This window comes from Mesorhizobium sp. B2-5-7 (genome assembly GCF_006440875.1).
In the GTDB taxonomy this organism is placed as follows: Bacteria; Pseudomonadota; Alphaproteobacteria; order Rhizobiales; family Rhizobiaceae; genus Mesorhizobium; species Mesorhizobium australicum.
In genome coordinates this window covers 40,054-55,327 of record NZ_VFUO01000011.1, presented here as the reverse complement: position 1 = coordinate 55,327, position 15,274 = coordinate 40,054, and the positions used below count along the sequence as shown (strand labels likewise).

Annotated in this window: 18 protein-coding genes; 9 read left to right on the top strand and 9 right to left on the bottom strand. The window is 64.6% G+C overall.

Translation table 11 applies throughout. The features are described 5' to 3' along the window. Positions 1-86 precede the first annotated feature (86 nt). Complete coding sequence (locus FJ543_RS30300; RefSeq protein WP_140878670.1) at positions 87-923, bottom strand: SH3 domain-containing protein; 837 nt, start codon at positions 921-923, stop codon at positions 87-89. Positions 924-1,241: 318 nt separating this feature from the next. Next, positions 1,242-1,598 (bottom strand): helix-turn-helix transcriptional regulator, encoded by a 357-nt coding sequence (locus FJ543_RS30290; protein ID WP_015316191.1) that lies wholly within the window; start codon positions 1,596-1,598, stop codon positions 1,242-1,244. 195 nt (positions 1,599-1,793) lie between these two features. Between FJ543_RS30290 and FJ543_RS30285 the strand changes: the two genes are divergently transcribed. After that, a complete protein-coding gene (locus FJ543_RS30285; protein ID WP_140878667.1) occupies positions 1,794-2,972 on the top strand; it encodes an MFS transporter in 1,179 nt (392 codons plus the stop codon). Between the two features lie 45 nt (positions 2,973-3,017). Here FJ543_RS30285 and FJ543_RS30280 read toward each other — a convergent pair whose 3' ends face one another. After that, entirely contained in the window at positions 3,018-3,476 is a 459-nt protein-coding gene (locus FJ543_RS30280) for a MarR family winged helix-turn-helix transcriptional regulator (RefSeq protein WP_140878666.1), read from the bottom strand. 274 nt (positions 3,477-3,750) lie between these two features. Here FJ543_RS30280 and FJ543_RS30275 point away from each other — a divergent pair, with 274 nt between their 5' ends. Continuing rightward, complete coding sequence (locus FJ543_RS30275) at positions 3,751-4,545, top strand: SDR family oxidoreductase (RefSeq protein WP_140878665.1); 795 nt, start codon at positions 3,751-3,753, stop codon at positions 4,543-4,545. A gap of 20 nt (positions 4,546-4,565) precedes the next feature. Here the strand turns inward: FJ543_RS30275 and FJ543_RS30270 are convergent, their stop codons facing one another. Continuing rightward, positions 4,566-5,165, bottom strand: a complete 600-nt coding sequence (locus FJ543_RS30270; protein WP_140713756.1) for a LysE family translocator — start codon at positions 5,163-5,165, stop codon at positions 4,566-4,568. A gap of 87 nt (positions 5,166-5,252) precedes the next feature. Between FJ543_RS30270 and FJ543_RS30265 the strand changes: the two genes are divergently transcribed. Beyond that, positions 5,253-6,131 (top strand): LysR substrate-binding domain-containing protein, encoded by an 879-nt coding sequence (locus tag FJ543_RS30265; RefSeq protein ID WP_015316196.1) that lies wholly within the window; start codon positions 5,253-5,255, stop codon positions 6,129-6,131. 9 nt (positions 6,132-6,140) lie between these two features. Here the strand turns inward: FJ543_RS30265 and FJ543_RS30260 are convergent, their stop codons facing one another. The 3 genes from FJ543_RS30260 to FJ543_RS30250 form a co-directional block, all read right to left on the bottom strand. Beyond that, positions 6,141-6,791 carry a dihydrofolate reductase family protein gene (locus tag FJ543_RS30260; protein WP_015316197.1) on the bottom strand — a complete coding sequence of 217 codons (651 nt, stop codon included), beginning with the start codon at positions 6,789-6,791 and terminating at the stop codon, positions 6,141-6,143. A 111-nt stretch (positions 6,792-6,902) separates the two neighbouring features. Further along, on the bottom strand, positions 6,903-7,739 hold the full coding sequence (locus FJ543_RS30255; protein WP_140617780.1) for a protein-L-isoaspartate O-methyltransferase: 837 nt from the start codon (positions 7,737-7,739) through the stop codon (positions 6,903-6,905). 53 nt (positions 7,740-7,792) lie between these two features. Continuing rightward, positions 7,793-9,157: an Nramp family divalent metal transporter gene (locus tag FJ543_RS30250; protein WP_140878664.1), complete on the bottom strand. Its 1,365-nt coding sequence runs from the start codon at positions 9,155-9,157 to the stop codon at positions 7,793-7,795. A gap of 232 nt (positions 9,158-9,389) precedes the next feature. Between FJ543_RS30250 and mntR the strand changes: the two genes are divergently transcribed. The 4 genes from mntR to FJ543_RS32260 all read left to right on the top strand — a co-directional run bounded on the left by mntR (position 9,390) and on the right by FJ543_RS32260 (position 10,991). Continuing rightward, the gene (gene mntR, locus FJ543_RS30245) at positions 9,390-9,839 is read left to right on the top strand and encodes a manganese-binding transcriptional regulator MntR (protein WP_140761141.1); all 450 of its coding nucleotides are present in this window, start codon (positions 9,390-9,392) and stop codon (positions 9,837-9,839) included. 104 nt (positions 9,840-9,943) lie between these two features. Continuing rightward, complete coding sequence (locus FJ543_RS30240) at positions 9,944-10,132, top strand: hypothetical protein (RefSeq protein ID WP_015316201.1); 189 nt, start codon at positions 9,944-9,946, stop codon at positions 10,130-10,132. Positions 10,133-10,158: 26 nt separating this feature from the next. Then, entirely contained in the window at positions 10,159-10,524 is a 366-nt protein-coding gene (locus tag FJ543_RS32265) for an alpha/beta fold hydrolase (RefSeq protein ID WP_263489240.1), read from the top strand. Further along, the gene (locus FJ543_RS32260; RefSeq protein WP_263489241.1) at positions 10,515-10,991 is read left to right on the top strand and encodes an alpha/beta hydrolase; all 477 of its coding nucleotides are present in this window, start codon (positions 10,515-10,517) and stop codon (positions 10,989-10,991) included. Before FJ543_RS32265 ends, FJ543_RS32260 begins: the two co-directional genes overlap by 10 nt. Here the strand turns inward: FJ543_RS32260 and FJ543_RS32090 are convergent. Next, the gene (locus FJ543_RS32090) at positions 10,988-11,389 is read right to left on the bottom strand and encodes a hypothetical protein (protein WP_224592661.1); all 402 of its coding nucleotides are present in this window, start codon (positions 11,387-11,389) and stop codon (positions 10,988-10,990) included. The genes FJ543_RS32260 and FJ543_RS32090 overlap by 4 nt on opposite strands. Before the next feature lie 117 nt (positions 11,390-11,506). On the opposite strand from FJ543_RS32090, the gene FJ543_RS30225 reads away from it, so the two are divergent. Together FJ543_RS30225 and FJ543_RS30220 are read left to right on the top strand one after the other, a co-directional pair. Continuing rightward, entirely contained in the window at positions 11,507-12,430 is a 924-nt protein-coding gene (locus FJ543_RS30225) for a neutral zinc metallopeptidase (RefSeq protein ID WP_015316203.1), read from the top strand. A gap of 157 nt (positions 12,431-12,587) precedes the next feature. Then, the gene (locus FJ543_RS30220) at positions 12,588-13,853 is read left to right on the top strand and encodes a TCR/Tet family MFS transporter (protein ID WP_140878663.1); all 1,266 of its coding nucleotides are present in this window, start codon (positions 12,588-12,590) and stop codon (positions 13,851-13,853) included. Positions 13,854-13,886: 33 nt separating this feature from the next. Here FJ543_RS30220 and carA read toward each other — a convergent pair whose 3' ends face one another. Continuing rightward, complete coding sequence (carA, locus tag FJ543_RS30215) at positions 13,887-15,092, bottom strand: glutamine-hydrolyzing carbamoyl-phosphate synthase small subunit (protein WP_140878662.1); 1,206 nt, start codon at positions 15,090-15,092, stop codon at positions 13,887-13,889. Between the last annotated feature and the right edge of the window lie 182 nt (positions 15,093-15,274).

Sequence of the window (15,274 nt, the reverse complement as noted above, 5' to 3'; positions counted from 1 at the left end):
CATTATACGGAGAGAAATGCCCGGCAGGGCAATGAGGGCGGCGCAAACCCCAGCAATCAGGCAGCCACGGCAAAAGTCGCCGAACTCTAATCCCCCAGTACCACCGTGTCCGTGATCTCGAACCGCTCCGACACGCCGATGCGGATCATGTTGAGTTTGCCTTCCCGGGTGAAGCGGAAGTCGCTGCCGGCGTCCGAGCTTGCCGGCAGGCCGGCAGCGAAGGAGATGACGCGGCTGCCGCCATCGGGCCAGGTCACGGTGACGTCGGCCTTGTCCGTGCCCTTGTGCGTCACGCTCGCCGCGCAAGGCGCCATGGGCTGTCCAACGTAGCGGGCGCAGGGAATTTGCAGGGCGCCATCGACGGCCGCCGTGGCCCCGGTTGGCTCTTCGGCCGCGGGTCCGTTTTCAGTTGCAGCCAGCGCCAGGCCATAGGCATCCTGCATGGCGATCTCCGCCGCGGATTTCGGTATGGCTTCGGGGCTGGTCGGTTGGCTCGCACCACCCAGCCGAGCGGTCAGGTCGGGTGCATCGGGCGTCGCTGCGGCTTCGGTGGCCATGGCGGGCGTATCCGCGGCCTCGTCGGGCACGGTCGCCGGATTGACGGGAATGAGGTAGCGCGCGGGAGCCCAGCCGGTGGCTTTGGGATTGTCAGACTCGATCTTGCACCAGGGATGACCGTCAATGTCGTTGCAGCCGAGGTTCCGTACGCTCGCACCGGCCGCCAGGCGGGCCTCGGTCTTGCCGATCGCCGACGGCTTGGCGCGCACATTGAGCAGGTCGTCGGGGGCGAGCCCGGTGACAACGGAGATAAAGGGACCTTCTTCCGCATGGGCCGGGACAACAGCCAGCCACGCCACCATCAGCAGCGGAACCGCAACCAGCGCATGCAAACCTGTTCGGAGCGTAACTGTGCGCCTCATCATCTGGCCGTGCGCCGATACTCGAAATTCCATGCCGCGGCCATCTTGCCGCATGTCCGGCCGGTTTTATAAGGGACGACGCGCCGCCATGTAAGCCGGAAATTGAGGTAATCATGACGGCGGACCGGCCCGCCGCCTCGTGGTGTACTCGACGGCGATCGTCTCGAAGCGATCCGGCTGGCCGGCGCCGCCCAATGTAACGATGTCGTAGCGGGCTAACGCATTTTCGAGGGGGCTCCACAGGCTGGCGAAGGACTGGTCGAAAGGGCGACCCTGACAGGGACATGATTTCCTCCCGCTTAGCGAGGGAAAGAAAATGCGTCAGGCCGACACTTCGATGTCGTGGCCGCCGACGGCCGGCAGGGCGGCGTCGCCCGCGGCCGCGGCGATGACGCTGTCGAGCAGGCCGGGGAAGCGGGCGTCGAGATCGGCGCGGCGCAGCGTGATCATGCGGTTGGTGCCGACCACTTCGGCGCGGGTGACACCGGCCTCACGCAGCTTGGCGAGGTGGTAGCTCAGATTGGTCTTGGAGCCGAGATCGAGGAAGCGGCTGCAGTTCAGCGGCACGCCTTCCTTGCTGGCGAGATAGCGCACGATCGCAAGCCGCGTCGGGTCGCCGAGCACGCCGAGCACAATGGGCAGGCTGATCTGGTCCGTATTGGGGTGTGGCAAGGTCATGGCTGGAACCTAAGCACAGTTCGGGCCGATTTCAACGCGTCGATCCTGCCCGGTCCATACACACTGTTTCTCCAGTTCATGGCCGTCCTGACACAGGGCTGTCAGCATGGTTATGCTATTTTTGCCTGGCTTCATTGACATGATGCCCTTTTATGTCCAATTGTTCAATAACTTTTGAACTAAGGACGCTTTCCCATGGACAAGAGAATTTTCTGGCTTGCGCTCGGATCGTTTGCGATCTCGACCGAAGGCTTCGTCATCTCCAGCCTCCTGCCCGATATCGCCAGGGATGCCGGCATCTCGGTGCCGCTCGCCGGCTCGCTGATCACCGCTTTCGCGCTCGCCTATGCCGTGGGCACACCGATCCTGGCGACGCTGACCGGCGAATGGGACCGGCGCCGCGTCATCCTGTGGACGCTGGTGTTCTTCGTCGTCGGCAATGTCGTCGCCGCCCTGAGCTCCTCCTTCGAAGTGCTGCTCGTCGCACGCATCATCATGGCGCTGTCGTCGGGCCTGTTCGCGGCGACCGCGCAAGGCACGGCGGTGGCGCTGGTGGATGATCATCACCGCGCCCGTGCCATCGCCGTCGTCGTCGGCGGCACCACGGTGGCCGTCGCTGTCGGTGCACCGCTTGGCGCGCTGGTCGCGGCCATCGCCGGCTGGCGCGGCACCTTCTATGCCATTGCCGGCCTTGGCGCGCTGTCCGGCGCCATCCTGTGGTACCGCCTGCCGCGCGGCATCATCGGCACCAGGCTGCCGCTGAAGCGCCGGCTGGCGGCCGCCATGCGTCCCGGCGTGATGCCGATCCTGGTGACGACATTGCTGGCGCTGGTCGGTGCGTTCACCGTCTTTGCCTATGTCGCGCCGCTTGCCATAGAGGGCGGCGGGCTGAGCGAGATCGCGCTGCCCGGCATGCTGCTCGCCTTCGGCGTCGGCGCCGTCATCGGCAACATTGCCGGCGGCCAGGCGGCCGACCGTTTCGGCGCCACGCGCACCGTCGGCTGGTCGCTGGCGTTGAGTGCGGCCATGCTGGTCATGCTGTCGGTCATTCCGACCTTCCTGCCGCAGCACATTGCCGGACCGGCGCTGATGGCGATGATGGTGCCGTGGGGCATCGTCGGCTGGGCGTTCCCGCCGGCGCAGGCCAGCCGCATCATAAAGCTGGCGCCGGACGCCGCCCCGATCGTGCTGTCGCTCAACGGCTCGGCGCTCTATCTCGGCGTGGCGGTGGGCGCGGTGGTCGGTGGTGGCGTGCTGCGCTACGGCGCGCCCGCCGACCTCGGCCTGGTCGCGGCGGTGTTTCCGATCGTCGGGCTCGGCATCGTGCTGGCGGGGCGGGTGTTTGCCCGGGCCGTCACCATGCCGGCGGAATAAGGCCGGCTCCGAGGCTTGCATCCTTGTTTTTTCGCGGCCGCTTCTTCAGCTGGAAGGAGTGGCCGCGGGCAGTTCCAGCTTCAACGCAGCCACTTCATCGAGTGTGGCCCGCAGTTTCGCGGCCTGCTCCGCGCCGATCATGGCCTCGAACTGCCGCTGGGCGACGCTCCACAGCTTGATCGCCTCGTCGAGCTTGGCCTGTCCTGATGGCGTCAGCCGTACGCGCTTGACGCGGCGATCGTCCTTGTCGGGGAAGGTTTCGACATAGCCGTCGCGGACCAGGGGCTTCAGCGTGTGGCCGAGCGCCGACAGATCCATGATCAGCGCCTCGGCAATGGCTCCCATCGCCGGTTCGCTGCCGACACTGATCTGGAACAGCAGACCGAACTGCGTGCCCTTCAGGCCGGAAGACGCCAGCGCGTCGTCATAGAACCGGCCGAGCCTGCGCGCGGTGCGCCGCAAGGTGGCATTGTTGCAACGGCTAAATCCGTCAGCTTCACTCATGATCGCTCCTTGTGGAGCATCTCCGGCGAAACGCATCGCCTCCAATGCTCTCTCTTGTCACGCAATTCTGGGCGCAGAACCGCTGGGCACTTGCTGGAATTGTCTGGCAGGTGCGCCAGCCTGCCGCAGAAATAGTTTTCGCCGCCGCCGTTGACAAGATGGTGGCATATACCTACTTCGCGAAAAGTGGCATATACCACTAATTCGAATAACAGCCTGGCCGGCGGATATTTATCCACCGGGGCCGAAGACAGCGAACACAAGGAACGTGACAATGAGCAAGAATGACAACAAGGGCACGGCGGTCGTCACCGGCGCTTCGTCGGGGATCGGCGCCGTCTATGCGGACCGTCTGGCGGGGCAGGGCTACGACCTGGTGCTGGTGGCGCGCCGTGCCGACCGGCTGCAGGCGCTGGCCGAGAAGTTGCGCCATGACCACGGCCGCAACGTGAGCGTGATCAGCGCCGATCTGTCCGACGACGGCGATGTGCGCCGTGTCGAGCAGTCGATATCAGCCGACGAAACCGTGACGCTGCTGGTCAACAATGCCGGCCTTGGCGGTCAGGCAGTGGTGGCAACCGCCGATGCCGACGCGGCCGAGCGCATGATCAAGGTCAATGTCGTGGCTCTGACCCGGCTGACGCGTGCCGTGCTGCCTGGGTTCCTGGCGCGCAACCGGGGCGGAATCGTCAACATCGCCTCGGTCCTGGCCTTCGACACCTCGTTCGGCGGCATCTACAGCGGCACCAAGGCCTATGTCGTCAACTTCACCGAAGCCCTGCATCGCGAGGTCGCGGGCACCGGAGTGACGGTGCAGGTGGTGCTGCCGGGCGCGACCCGAACCGATTTCTGGGAGCTTTCCGGCGGTGATATCGACCAGTTGCCGAAGGAGATCGTCATGACCGCCGACGATATGGTCGACGCCGCCCTTGTCGGCCTGGCCAGGGGCGAGGCCGTCACCGTGCCGGCGCTTGCCGACACGGGAAAGCTGGACACATTCCTAGGCGCCCGCCAGGCCTTCTATGGCAGCCTGCACGCCGACAAGCCGGCCCCGCGCTACGCGGCTTAGGCTGACGTGGCGGCCGGCCGTCAGGCCGTCCGCCACATCGGGATGATCGAGGCGGCGAGCACCAGCGCCAGCACGATGTTGAGCGCGCGCCATTGCCACTCGGTTTTGAGCAGCCTGGCCAGCACCATGCCGGCGATGCACCAGACGGACAGCGAGATGGCAGCGGTGAGGCCAAAGGTCGAGCCGAGCAGCAGTGCGAGTTGTCCGGGTCCGTCGGCGAGGGCGGCGAACGAAGCCGCCGCGCCCAGGCCCATCGCCCAGCCCTTGGGATTCATCCACTGGATGCCGGCGCCGCCCAGGAAGCTGTTCGGTTTGGCCATGGTGACGTCAAGGTTGGGTGGCCCTGCGCGACCGATCTTGATCGCCAGCCACAGAAGATAAAGCGAGCCGATCACCTTCATCGCCAGTTGCAGCGAAGGCACCGCAAGCAGCAGGCTGGCGAGGCCGGCGGCGGCCGCCCCCGTCACGGTAGCGAGGCCGGCGGCGCTGCCGATCATCAGCGGTACCGAACGGCGAAAACCGAACTGCGCTCCGGAAGCGGTCGACAAGGTCGTGGCGATGCCGGGCGTGGCGGTAGCCACGAAGGCAAACAGGATGAGCGGCAGGATCGGCTGGAGCATGGAGCATCCTTTGTCAAAGGCTTCATGGTAGACTGAGCGTGACATCAGTAAATGCAATGTTTGCGATGATGATCATTAGCATTTATAATGCTGATGATGATCCGCAATCTCGATACCAGTCTCATGCGCACCTTCGTCACCGTCGCCGACAAGGCCAGCATGACGGCGGCGGCCAACGCGCTGCACCTGACGCAGGGCGCGGTCAGCCAGCAGGTCAAGCGGCTGGAAGACACGCTCGGCTGCGGGCTGTTCGAGCGCGACCGGCGCGGTCTGCGGCTGACCCATTCCGGCGAGCGGCTGTTCGACAAGGCAAGGCGCCTGCTCAGCCTCAATGACGAGATATGGACCGAGATGGTGGGGAGCGCTGTCGCCGGACAGGTGCGGCTCGGCGTTCCCTACGACCTTGTCGGCACCTTGCTGGCTCCCGTCCTGAAGGCCTATGCCGAGGCCTATCCGCAGGTCGAGATATCGCTGGTCTGCGCCTCCTCGCCGGAACTGGCGGCGGCACTGGCGGCCGGAACCATCGACCTCGCGGTAATCGAGGAGCGGGTCGGCCCGACCTCTGGCGAATGCCTGGCCATCGATCGGTTGGTCTGGGTCGGCGCAAGGGGTGGGGTGGCTCGCGCCAAGCGGCCATTGCCCGTCTCGATCGTTGCCGACACCTGCGCCTTCCGGCCGGTGGTGCTGGCGGCACTTAACGAGCATGGGCTGGAATGGCGCAGCGTGTTCGAGAACGGCAACATCGACGCGACGACCGCGACGGTGCGTTCCGACCTCGCCGTCACCACATGGCTCGCTGCCACCGTGCCAGCCGATCTCGACATATTGCCGTTCGACACCGGCCTGCCGCCGCTGCCGAATTTTGCCATCAACCTGCACCTGCCGAGGCATGGCGTGAGCACGGCGGCGCAGGAATTCGCACGGCATATACGTGATGGGCTGGCGCGGCGATCGCAGGCTGCTTGATGCCCGAATTTACTTCCAGTTCTTGCGCCGCTCGAGTTCGGCCTGGGATGGCTCGCCCGTGACAAAGGAGCCGACCTTGATTTCGCCCGCGCGCTCATAGGTCGCGATGATGACGCCGGTGGTCGAAGTCTGCGATTTGACAAGCTTGAAAGCGGCCGGCATCGCGGCCTCGCCGAACAGCCGCTTGCCCTTGCCCAGCAACAGCGGGAAGATCATCAGCCGGATCTCGTCGATCAGCCCGTTGGCGAGCAGGGTCTGAATGAGATCGCCAGATCCCTGGATGAGCAGGTCAGGTCCATCTTCCTGCTTGAGGCGACGCAAAGCCGTGATGATATCGGGCCCAAGCGCGTGCGTGTTCTGCCAGGTCAAAGTATCCGGCCGATGGGTTGCCACATACTTGGTCGCGGGGTTGAACGCATCCGCGATCGGATCTTTCTGGTAGGGCCAGTACGCGGCGAAGATGTCGTAGGTTCTGCGGCCGAGCAGCAGGGCGAAGGGTTTGGAGAACAATTCCTCCATTGCCGCGCCTCCCACCTCGTCAAAATAGTGGAACGTCCAGCCGCCGAATTCGAAGCCACCGACCGGATCCTCTTCCGGCCCTCCCGGCGCCTGCATGACGCCATCGAGGCTGACGAAGGTCGCGGCGATGATCTTTCTCATTGTGCTCTCCCTTGCTTGCGGCCACGCCATCGCGGCCGGACTTCAACCCAAGGACGGAGCAACCGCGCCCGTCCCGACAAAGGCCGCGAGATTTGGTCCGCCCTCGATAGGTCAGCCGCGGACGCTCACGGCTTTCGACGAGAACCAGACATGCTCGAAGATCGCCGTGGCGGTGCGGTCCGGCTGCCTGTCCTCGACCAGCCAGATCGAGCGGCTGCGCGTGGCCTGCTCGCGTGTCGGGATCTTCGCCGCAAGATCCGCGAGCGAGGCGCCGAAGCATGGGATGAACCAGGCACGCATGAACGGATCGCAGGCAAAGCCCTTTTCGGTGCGGGTCACCAGCATCGCCAGCGGGACGCGCTCGGCGGGACGCCAGGGGAAGATCATGCGGCCGCCGGGGCGCAACGCTTTCAGCCATCCGGCGGGAGGGGCAACGACACCGGCATTGACATAGATGATGTCGGACGGCGGCAGCGGCGACGTCACGGCATCGCCATGGACAATGGTCGCATTGCCGTAGGTTTCGAGATTCTTGCGCGCCAGCCCGGCCAGGTTTTCGTCGATCTCGAAGGCGGTGATGGTGCCGCATGGCGAAACCAGTTTGGCCAGCAAAGCTGTGTAGTAACCGCTGCCGGCGCCGATATGCGTGATGGCCTCACCAGGCTTTGGCGCGAGTTTTCCGATCCACATGGCGTGCAGGAAGGGCTCGCCATTGTTGATGCCCTTGTCGGTATCGAGCGCCACCAGGACGTTCTGGCAGATGTGGGCCGGATCGGCGCTTGGCGTGGTGACCGTGCCGTTGCCGGTGATGACCGTCCATGGGCCGGGGCCGAGGAAGGCCTCGCGCGGTACGCTGGCGAACACCTCTTCCAGGCGCGGGTCCGATGAGGCGGCGTTGACCGCCATCAGCCGCGCGTAGAATGTCCGGATATCTTCGAGGTCGCTCATGGCATCGGGAAGATAGCGCGATCCGGCGGTTTGTCCCGTGATTAAACGGAACTTCAGCCAACCCCGAACATGGTGTCGTAGAGCAGCTTGAAATTGAGCACCAGGATGATTGCCGCGACCACCCAGGCCAGTGCGGCGACGCCGCGCGGGATGGCGAGATTGCCCATCTTCTTCTTGTTGGACACGAACTGCACCAGCGGGACGACCGCGAAAGGCAGCTGCATGGACAACACCACCTGGCTGAAGACCAGCAACTGGCCAGTGCCCTTCTCGCCATAGAGCGCGGTGACGACCACCACCGGTATGATGGCGAGGCCGCGGGTCAGCAGGCGCCGCGCCCAGTTTGGGATGCGCAGGCGCAGAAAACCTTCCATGATGATCTGGCCGGCGAGCGTTGCCGTCACCGTCGAATTCAAGCCCGACGCCAGCAGTGCCACGGCAAACAGGATCGAGGCGATGCCGAGGCCAAGCAGCGGCGACAGCAGCTTGAAAGCCTGGTCGATCTCGGCGACATCCTGGTGGCCGGTTTCGTGGAAGGCGACGGCCGCGACGATCAGGATGGCGGCGTTGACGAACAGCGCCAGCATCAGGGCGATGGTGGAGTCTGTCGTCGCCCATTTGATGGCATCGCGTTTTCCGGCCTCCGTGCGCTCATAGGCGCGGGTCTGCACGATCGAGGAATGCAGGTAGAGATTGTGCGGCATCACCGTTGCGCCGATGATGCCGATGGCGATGTAGAGCATCGCCGGATTGGTGACGATTTCGGAGGACGGCACGAACATCGAATGGAGGATCGTGCCGGCCGGCGGGGCGGCAACGAAGATCTGGATGGCAAAGCAGCTGAAGATGATGATCAGAAGCGCGACGACGAAGGCTTCGAGATAGCGGAACCCCTTGTTCATCAGGAGCAGAACCAGGAAGGCGTCGAGCGCGGTGAGCATGGCGCCGCCGATCAGCGGGATGCCGAACAAAAGCTGCAGCGCGATCGCGGTGCCGATCACCTCGGCGAGGTCGCAGGCGATGATGGCGAGTTCGCAGGCGATCCACAGCACGAGATTGACGGGGCGCGGATAGTAGGCGCGGCAGGCCTGGGCGAGGTCGCGGCCGGTGGCGATGCCAAGGCGCGCGGCCAGCGCCTGCAGCAGGATCGCCATCAGGTTGGACAGCATGATGACAAACAAAAGCGTGTAGCCGAACTGGGCGCCGCCGGCGAGGTCGGTCGCCCAGTTGCCCGGGTCCATATAGCCGACCGAGACCATGTAGCCGGGACCCATGAAGGCGAACAGGCGGCGGAACCAGACGCCTGATGTCGGCACCGCGATGGAGGAGTTGACCTCGCGCAGGCTGGGCTGATCGTCTTCATCCCGTCTGGCGAACCGCCATGCGGACCGGGAGGTTGTGACGTCTGCTTCTGACATGAAAAGGCTTTCCGCGACTTCCGGAGGATGCCCTCAAGGTATGCCATGGCTCAACATTATGCAATAGGCTATATTTCATTGTCGGTGCTTTTTAGCGTGTCGCGCGATGCGTGCGAGGGCGGCACCTCGGATACGCCGGTTGCGCCTCTCTTGGAATGCAAATAAACGGCCTGAAGAATCAGAGCCCGTGCTATAAAAGCAGGGACGGCAAACTCCCGAGGAGGAGCGCGCATTGGCGCTGAAGAACAGACCGGTCCCGCGTGAGCCGTTGCTCGATGCCGATGTCCATTCGGAAGGGTTCCGGCAGACGCGCGAAGCGCGCCGCAGCGCGCTGGTCGAGGATTATGTCGAACTGATCGCCGACCTGATCGAGGACGGCAACGAGGCGCGCCAGGTCGACATCGCCGCGCGCCTCGGCGTCGCCCAGCCGACGGTGGCCAAGATGCTGACGCGGCTCTGCGCCGATGGGCTTGTGTCGCGAAAGCCCTATCGCGGCGTGTTCCTGACCGAAGCCGGCCGCAAGGTCGCAGAGGAAAGCCGCATCCGCCACCAGACGGTCGAGGCCTTTCTGCGCTCGCTCGGCGTCAGCGCCGAGACGGCGCGCATCGATGCCGAGGGCATCGAACACCATGTCAGCGCCGAGACGCTGGAAGCATTCCGCAAGGCGATGACGGCGCGCTGAAGCGCTTCATTGCCGCGTTTTCGACCATGTTAGCCGCTGGAACTGCCGGCGCTTATGCGCGTTCCCCTCTCATTGCGCGCCTATCGCGCGCCAGGGAGGAAGCAATGGGCATCGAGCAGGCACCGACCGCAAAAGGCAAGCAGGCAGCCACAGGATTGGAACAGGCGGCCGCCAGGGACGAGCGCAAGACCGAGGCCGAAACGGGACATCCGCTGAAGAAAGGCGCCGATCGTTTCGAGGAACGCTCGAAAAGCTCCGACGGCAAGAGCGCCGGCGCCAAGCAGAAAGAGTAAGCGGCAGCAGTTCTGGACCGATGCGGATGACCATCGAGTGGCGCCCGCCTGAACGCTTTGTCTTTCAGGGACATTCGATTGCCTGGGGCGTCATGGGGGAAGGACCGCCCGCCGTCGTTCTCCACGGCACGCCATTCTCCTCGGTCGAGTGGCGCCGCATCGCGCCATGGCTGGCGAAGCAGCGACGCGTCCACTATTTCGACATGCTTGGCTATGGCTGGTCGGACAAGCCGGACGGCGATGTGTCGCGTGGCATGCAGAAAGAGCTGTTCGCGGCGCTCTATGCCCACTGGAAGCTGGAACGGCCCGACGTGGTCGCGCATGATTTCGGCGGATCGACCGCTCTGCGCGGTCATCTGCTCAACGGTTGGAGTTCCGCTCGATGGTGCTGATCGATCCAGTGGCGATCAGCCCGCAAGGTTCGCCGCTGGTCCAGGCAGCCAGGCAGAACGAGAAGGTTTTTGCCGGGCTGCCCGCATATGTCCACGAAGCGATCTTGCGGGCCTACATCGATGGCGCGACGGACAATTCGTTGCGCACAGACGAGATGCAGGCCTATCTGCGTCCATGGCTTGGCGACGAGGGCCAGAAGGCGTTCTGGAGGCAAGTCGCGCAGGTGGACGACAAGTACACGGAGGAAGTGGAGTGGCGATATGGCGAGATTCGCTGTCCGGTCACCATCCTGTGGGGCGAAAATGACGATTGGATCCCGATAAAGGACGGCCGGGAGCTGGCGCGGCGCATTCCCGGTGCGACGTTTCAGACAGTCGCCGGCGCCAAGCATCTCGTCCAGGAAGACGCGCCGGAGGCGATCGCCGCAACGGTCCTCCAGTTCTGGCGGAGCCTGGAAGGCGGCTAGGGCGGTTCAGCGTTTGATAGAACCGCCGGACCGGCCCAATTTCCTTCGCTGGTCTTCGGCTCGTCTGATATCTCGCGCTTGACCGTGTCGCGCACGCTGGCCAGCGCCGGCACCGAAAACTGGCTGCTATTGTCGGCGTCGCGGGTGAGGCCGAGCGTGGGACCGAGCAAATGGCTGATCGACAGGCCGCCGCGCTCCAGCGCCTGCAACGTGGCCGGATCGGTGACGGCGACGCTGGGATCGAGCGTCACCGCGCCGGCATTCGCAAGCCCGAGGCACGGCAACGCCACCGGCATCGACAGGAAACACCTGATCGTCCTCAAGCCTGGAACCCCCTTCCAATGCCGGCGATGCGACAGGCCTTGCGGCGCTCCCGGCCAGTGTGGTGGAGCGGCCATGCGGCGCTGCCTGGCCACAAAAATGCTGTGACTTGGAGCAACCATTGCGATACTTGTTTGTTGGATTGAGCCGGCCCTGCCGGAGCAATGGGGAAGTTTGCAGCACGAGGAGTTGCCATGCTCTGGAGAGGCCGTCGTCAGAGTGACAATATCGAGGACGACCGCAGCGATGGCGGCGGCGGCGGGATCGGTGGTGGTGGCGGCCAGTTCCGCATTCCGATCGGTGGCCGCGCCGGTGGCGGCGGTAGCATATTCCTCGTCATCCTGGTGGTGCTGGCAGGATGGTATTTCGGCTTTGATCCCTCAACGATCCTGGGCGGTGGCGACGGTGGCCTGCTGCCAGGCGGCGGTGGCCAGATATCGGACAACAGCGGCGGCCAGGACAGCGGCGCAACGCCAGCCAATGACGAGATGAAGCAGTTCGTGGCGACCGTGCTCGCCGAGACGGAAGACACCTGGACCGGCATCTTCAAGTCGCAAGGCCTGACCTATGAGGACCCGAAGCTGGTGCTGTTTTCCGGCCAGGTCCGCTCCGCCTGCGGCTTTGCCTCGGCGGCGGCGGGACCGTTCTATTGTCCGGGCGACCACAAGGTCTATCTCGACATGACCTTCTTCCAGCAGCTCGACCAGCAGTTCGGCGCTTCCGGCGAGTTCGCCCGCGCCTATGTCATCGCGCATGAGGTCGGCCACCACGTGCAGAACCTCACCGGCATCATGGGGAAGTTCAACCAGATGCGGCAAGGCATGAGCGAAGCCGATGCCAACCAGCTGTCGGTGCGCATCGAGTTGCAGGCCGACTGCTTCGCCGGCGTGTGGGCGCATTACACCGGGCAGAAGGGCATATTGGAGCAAGGCGACTTCGAAAGCGCGCTGAACGCGGCCAAGCAGATTGGCGACGATACGCTGCAGAAGAAGATGCAGGGCTATGTCGTGCCGGAAAGCTTCAACCACGGCACCTCGCAGCAGCGGCAGACCTGGCTGACACGCGGATACAAGAGCGGCAAGCTTTCGGACTGCAACACGATGAGCGGCCCGCTCTAAGCAGCCGTTTTCGGACATGGACCTGGCGGCCAACGCGCCGTCAGGGAGTGTCAGGATCAAAGCTTCCTGCCTGTTCCCGCACTGTTCCTTTCCGCGGGCTCGCCTATAAGGTGCGTCCGCCCGCGCCCCCTAGGCGGCCAGAGGAGCTTGACCCATCATGATCGACCCCAAAACCGCCAAGCGGGGCCTTGCGCTGGTTTTCACCACGCTGCTGCTCGATATCATCGGCTTCGGCATGATCATGCCGGTGCTGCCGGCCTTTCTCAGGGAATTGACCGGCGTCGGCATCAGCGAAGCGGCGATCGAGGGCGGCTGGCTGTTCTTCGTCTATGCGGCCATGCAGTTCTTCTTCGCGCCCATCATGGGCGGCCTGAGCGACCGATTCGGGCGGCGGCCGATCCTGCTCGCCTCGGTGTTGACCTTCTCCATCGACAATTTGATCTGTGCCATCGCCTGGTCCTATCCGATGCTTTTCATCGGCCGCGTCCTGGCCGGCATTTCGGGCGCCAGCTATTCGACGACGTCGGCCTTCATCGCCGATATTTCGAACGACGAGAACCGGGCGAAGAATTTCGGCCTGCTCGGCATCGCCTTCGGCGTCGGCTTCGTCATCGGGCCGGTGCTGGGCGGATTGCTCGGTACGTTCGGGCCGCGCGTGCCGTTCTTTTTCGCCGCCGGGCTCGCCTTCGTGAACTTCCTCATCGCAATGTTCTTCCTGCCCGAAACGCTCGATGAAAAGCACCGCCGCCGCTTCGAGTGGAAACGCGCCAACCCGGTCGGCACGCTTCTGCAGATGCGCCAATATCAGGGCATCGGCTGGATTGGGCTGGTCTTCTTCCTGATGACGCTCGGCCACATGATGTATCCGGCGGTGTGGTCGTTCGTCTCCAACTACCGCTACGGCTGGAGCGAGCAGCAGATCGGCTTCTCGCTCGGCGCTTTCGGCCTGTGCGGCGCCATCGTCATGGGCACGGTGCTGCCGCGCGTCATCCCCAGGCTCGGCGAGTGGAGGACGGCGGTCATCGGCCTGACGTTCACCGCGGCCAGCGCCTTCGGCTATGCCTTCGCCTCGCAAGGCTGGATGGTCTACGCGGTGATCGTCGTCGGCTGCCTGGAAGCGCTGGCCGATCCGCCGCTGAGAAGCCTCGCCGCAGCCAAGGTTCCCCCTTCGGCACAAGGCGAATTGCAAGGCGCGATGACCTCGATCTTCTCGATCACCTCGATCGTCACGCCGCTGCTCTATACCGCGATCTTTTCCTGGTTCACCGGCCCCAGCGCGCCCGTCACCTTCGGCGGCGCGCCCTATCTGGTCGGTGCATGCTTCCTGGTGCTGGCGGTCATCGTCTTCGTCACCAAGGTGACCAGGCCGGCGACAGTCATGACTGTCACGAACGATGTCGTGGAAGATGGAGCCCAGCTATAAGCCGGAGGCAAGTGAGGGGTGGCGCGACGCGTCTCAGGCCCTTTCCGCCAGCAATTCCTCGCCGCGCTTTTCGCGGATGAGGTTGACGAAGCGGCGGAACAGGTAGTGCGAGTCCTGCGGGCCGGGGGAGGCCTCGGGGTGGTGCTGGACCGAGAACACCGGGCGGCCGGTCAACGCGATGCCGCAATTCGAGCCGTCGAACAGCGAGACATGGGTTTCCTCGACACCCGCGGGCAGCGAGTCGGCATCGACGGCAAAGCCGTGGTTCATCGAAACGATTTCGACCTTGCCGGTGGTGTGATCCTTGACCGGATGGTTGGCGCCGTGATGGCCCTGATGCATCTTGGCGGTCTTGCCGCCCAGCGCCAGCGCCAGCATCTGGTGGCCGAGGCAGATGCCGAACACCGGAATGTCGGTCTTGAGCAGGTCCTGGATGACCGGCACCGCATAGTCGCCGGTGGCTTCCGGGTCGCCGGGGCCGTTGGAGAGGAAGATGCCGTCGGGCCGCATGGCGAGGATTTCTTCCGAACCGGTGCTGGCCGGAACCACGGTCACCTTGGCGCCCAGACCGGCGAGCAGCCGCAATATGTTGCGCTTGACGCCGTAGTCGATGGCGACGACGTGCAGCGAAGGCTCGGCCTGTTCGCCAAAGCCTTCGTTCCACACCCAAGGCGTCTCGCGCCAGACAGAAGACTGGCCCGACGTAACCTCCTTGGCGAGATCGAGCCCGATCAGGCCCGACCATGCGGCTGCACGCCGCTTCAGGTCGTCGAGGTCGAAGACGCCGTCGGGCGCGTGGGCGATGACGGCATTGGGCATGCCCTTTTCGCGGATCAGCGCGGTGAGCGCGCGGGTGTCGATGCCAGAGAGCGCAACGATGCCGCGCTTCTTCAGCCACTGGTCGAGATGGCCGGCGGCGCGGTAATTGGACGGGTTGGTGACATCGGCCTTGAACACGGCACCGACGGCGCCGGCACGAGCGGCCGGATTGAGGTCTTCGATGTCCTCGCCATTGGTGCCGATATTGCCGACATGCGGGAAGGTAAAGGTGACGATCTGGCCGGCATAGGACGGGTCGGTGAGGATTTCCTGGTAGCCGGTAAGTGCCGTGTTGAAGCAGACCTCGGCGACCGCCGAGCCGGTGGCGCCGAGGCCGCGACCCTCGATGACGGTGCCGTCGGCCAGCACCAGAAGGGCGGTCGGCTTTTCAGTGGCCCAGGCGGGCGTCATCTCGGCCATGGCGGCACTCCTATCAAGCCGCGCGCTTCCATAGCCCGGCGGGCGTTGGCGCGGCAAACGGCGCGAAGCGGCGAATTCGCGGCCTCCACGCACCCAAGCTTCAGTTCATGCAAGGCCCAGTACATAGGGGAAGGGGACAGGGCGGTCAATGATCATGCGAAAGAGGGTCGCGATTTATTTCA

Bases quoted from the DNA above. Each gene is read 5' to 3' on its own strand.
- FJ543_RS30265 (WP_015316196.1), top strand. From the start codon at position 5,253: ATGCTGATGATGATCCGCAATCTCGATACCAGTCTCATGCGCACCTTC.
- FJ543_RS30285 (WP_140878667.1), top strand. From the start codon at position 1,794: ATGGACAAGAGAATTTTCTGGCTTGCGCTCGGATCGTTTGCGATCTCG.
- FJ543_RS32265 (WP_263489240.1), top strand. From the start codon at position 10,159: ATGACCATCGAGTGGCGCCCGCCTGAACGCTTTGTCTTTCAGGGACAT.
- FJ543_RS32090 (WP_224592661.1), bottom strand. From the start codon at position 11,389: ATGGCCGCTCCACCACACTGGCCGGGAGCGCCGCAAGGCCTGTCGCAT.
- carA (WP_140878662.1), bottom strand. From the start codon at position 15,092: ATGGCCGAGATGACGCCCGCCTGGGCCACTGAAAAGCCGACCGCCCTT.
- FJ543_RS30240 (WP_015316201.1), top strand. From the start codon at position 9,944: ATGGGCATCGAGCAGGCACCGACCGCAAAAGGCAAGCAGGCAGCCACA.
- FJ543_RS30280 (WP_140878666.1), bottom strand. From the start codon at position 3,476: ATGAGTGAAGCTGACGGATTTAGCCGTTGCAACAATGCCACCTTGCGG.
- FJ543_RS30250 (WP_140878664.1), bottom strand. From the start codon at position 9,157: ATGTCAGAAGCAGACGTCACAACCTCCCGGTCCGCATGGCGGTTCGCC.
- FJ543_RS30270 (WP_140713756.1), bottom strand. From the start codon at position 5,165: ATGCTCCAGCCGATCCTGCCGCTCATCCTGTTTGCCTTCGTGGCTACC.
- FJ543_RS32260 (WP_263489241.1), top strand. From the start codon at position 10,515: ATGGTGCTGATCGATCCAGTGGCGATCAGCCCGCAAGGTTCGCCGCTG.
- FJ543_RS30220 (WP_140878663.1), top strand. From the start codon at position 12,588: ATGATCGACCCCAAAACCGCCAAGCGGGGCCTTGCGCTGGTTTTCACC.
- FJ543_RS30225 (WP_015316203.1), top strand. From the start codon at position 11,507: ATGCTCTGGAGAGGCCGTCGTCAGAGTGACAATATCGAGGACGACCGC.
- FJ543_RS30260 (WP_015316197.1), bottom strand. From the start codon at position 6,791: ATGAGAAAGATCATCGCCGCGACCTTCGTCAGCCTCGATGGCGTCATG.
- FJ543_RS30275 (WP_140878665.1), top strand. From the start codon at position 3,751: ATGAGCAAGAATGACAACAAGGGCACGGCGGTCGTCACCGGCGCTTCG.
- FJ543_RS30300 (WP_140878670.1), bottom strand. From the start codon at position 923: ATGATGAGGCGCACAGTTACGCTCCGAACAGGTTTGCATGCGCTGGTT.
- FJ543_RS30255 (WP_140617780.1), bottom strand. From the start codon at position 7,739: ATGAGCGACCTCGAAGATATCCGGACATTCTACGCGCGGCTGATGGCG.
- FJ543_RS30290 (WP_015316191.1), bottom strand. From the start codon at position 1,598: ATGACCTTGCCACACCCCAATACGGACCAGATCAGCCTGCCCATTGTG.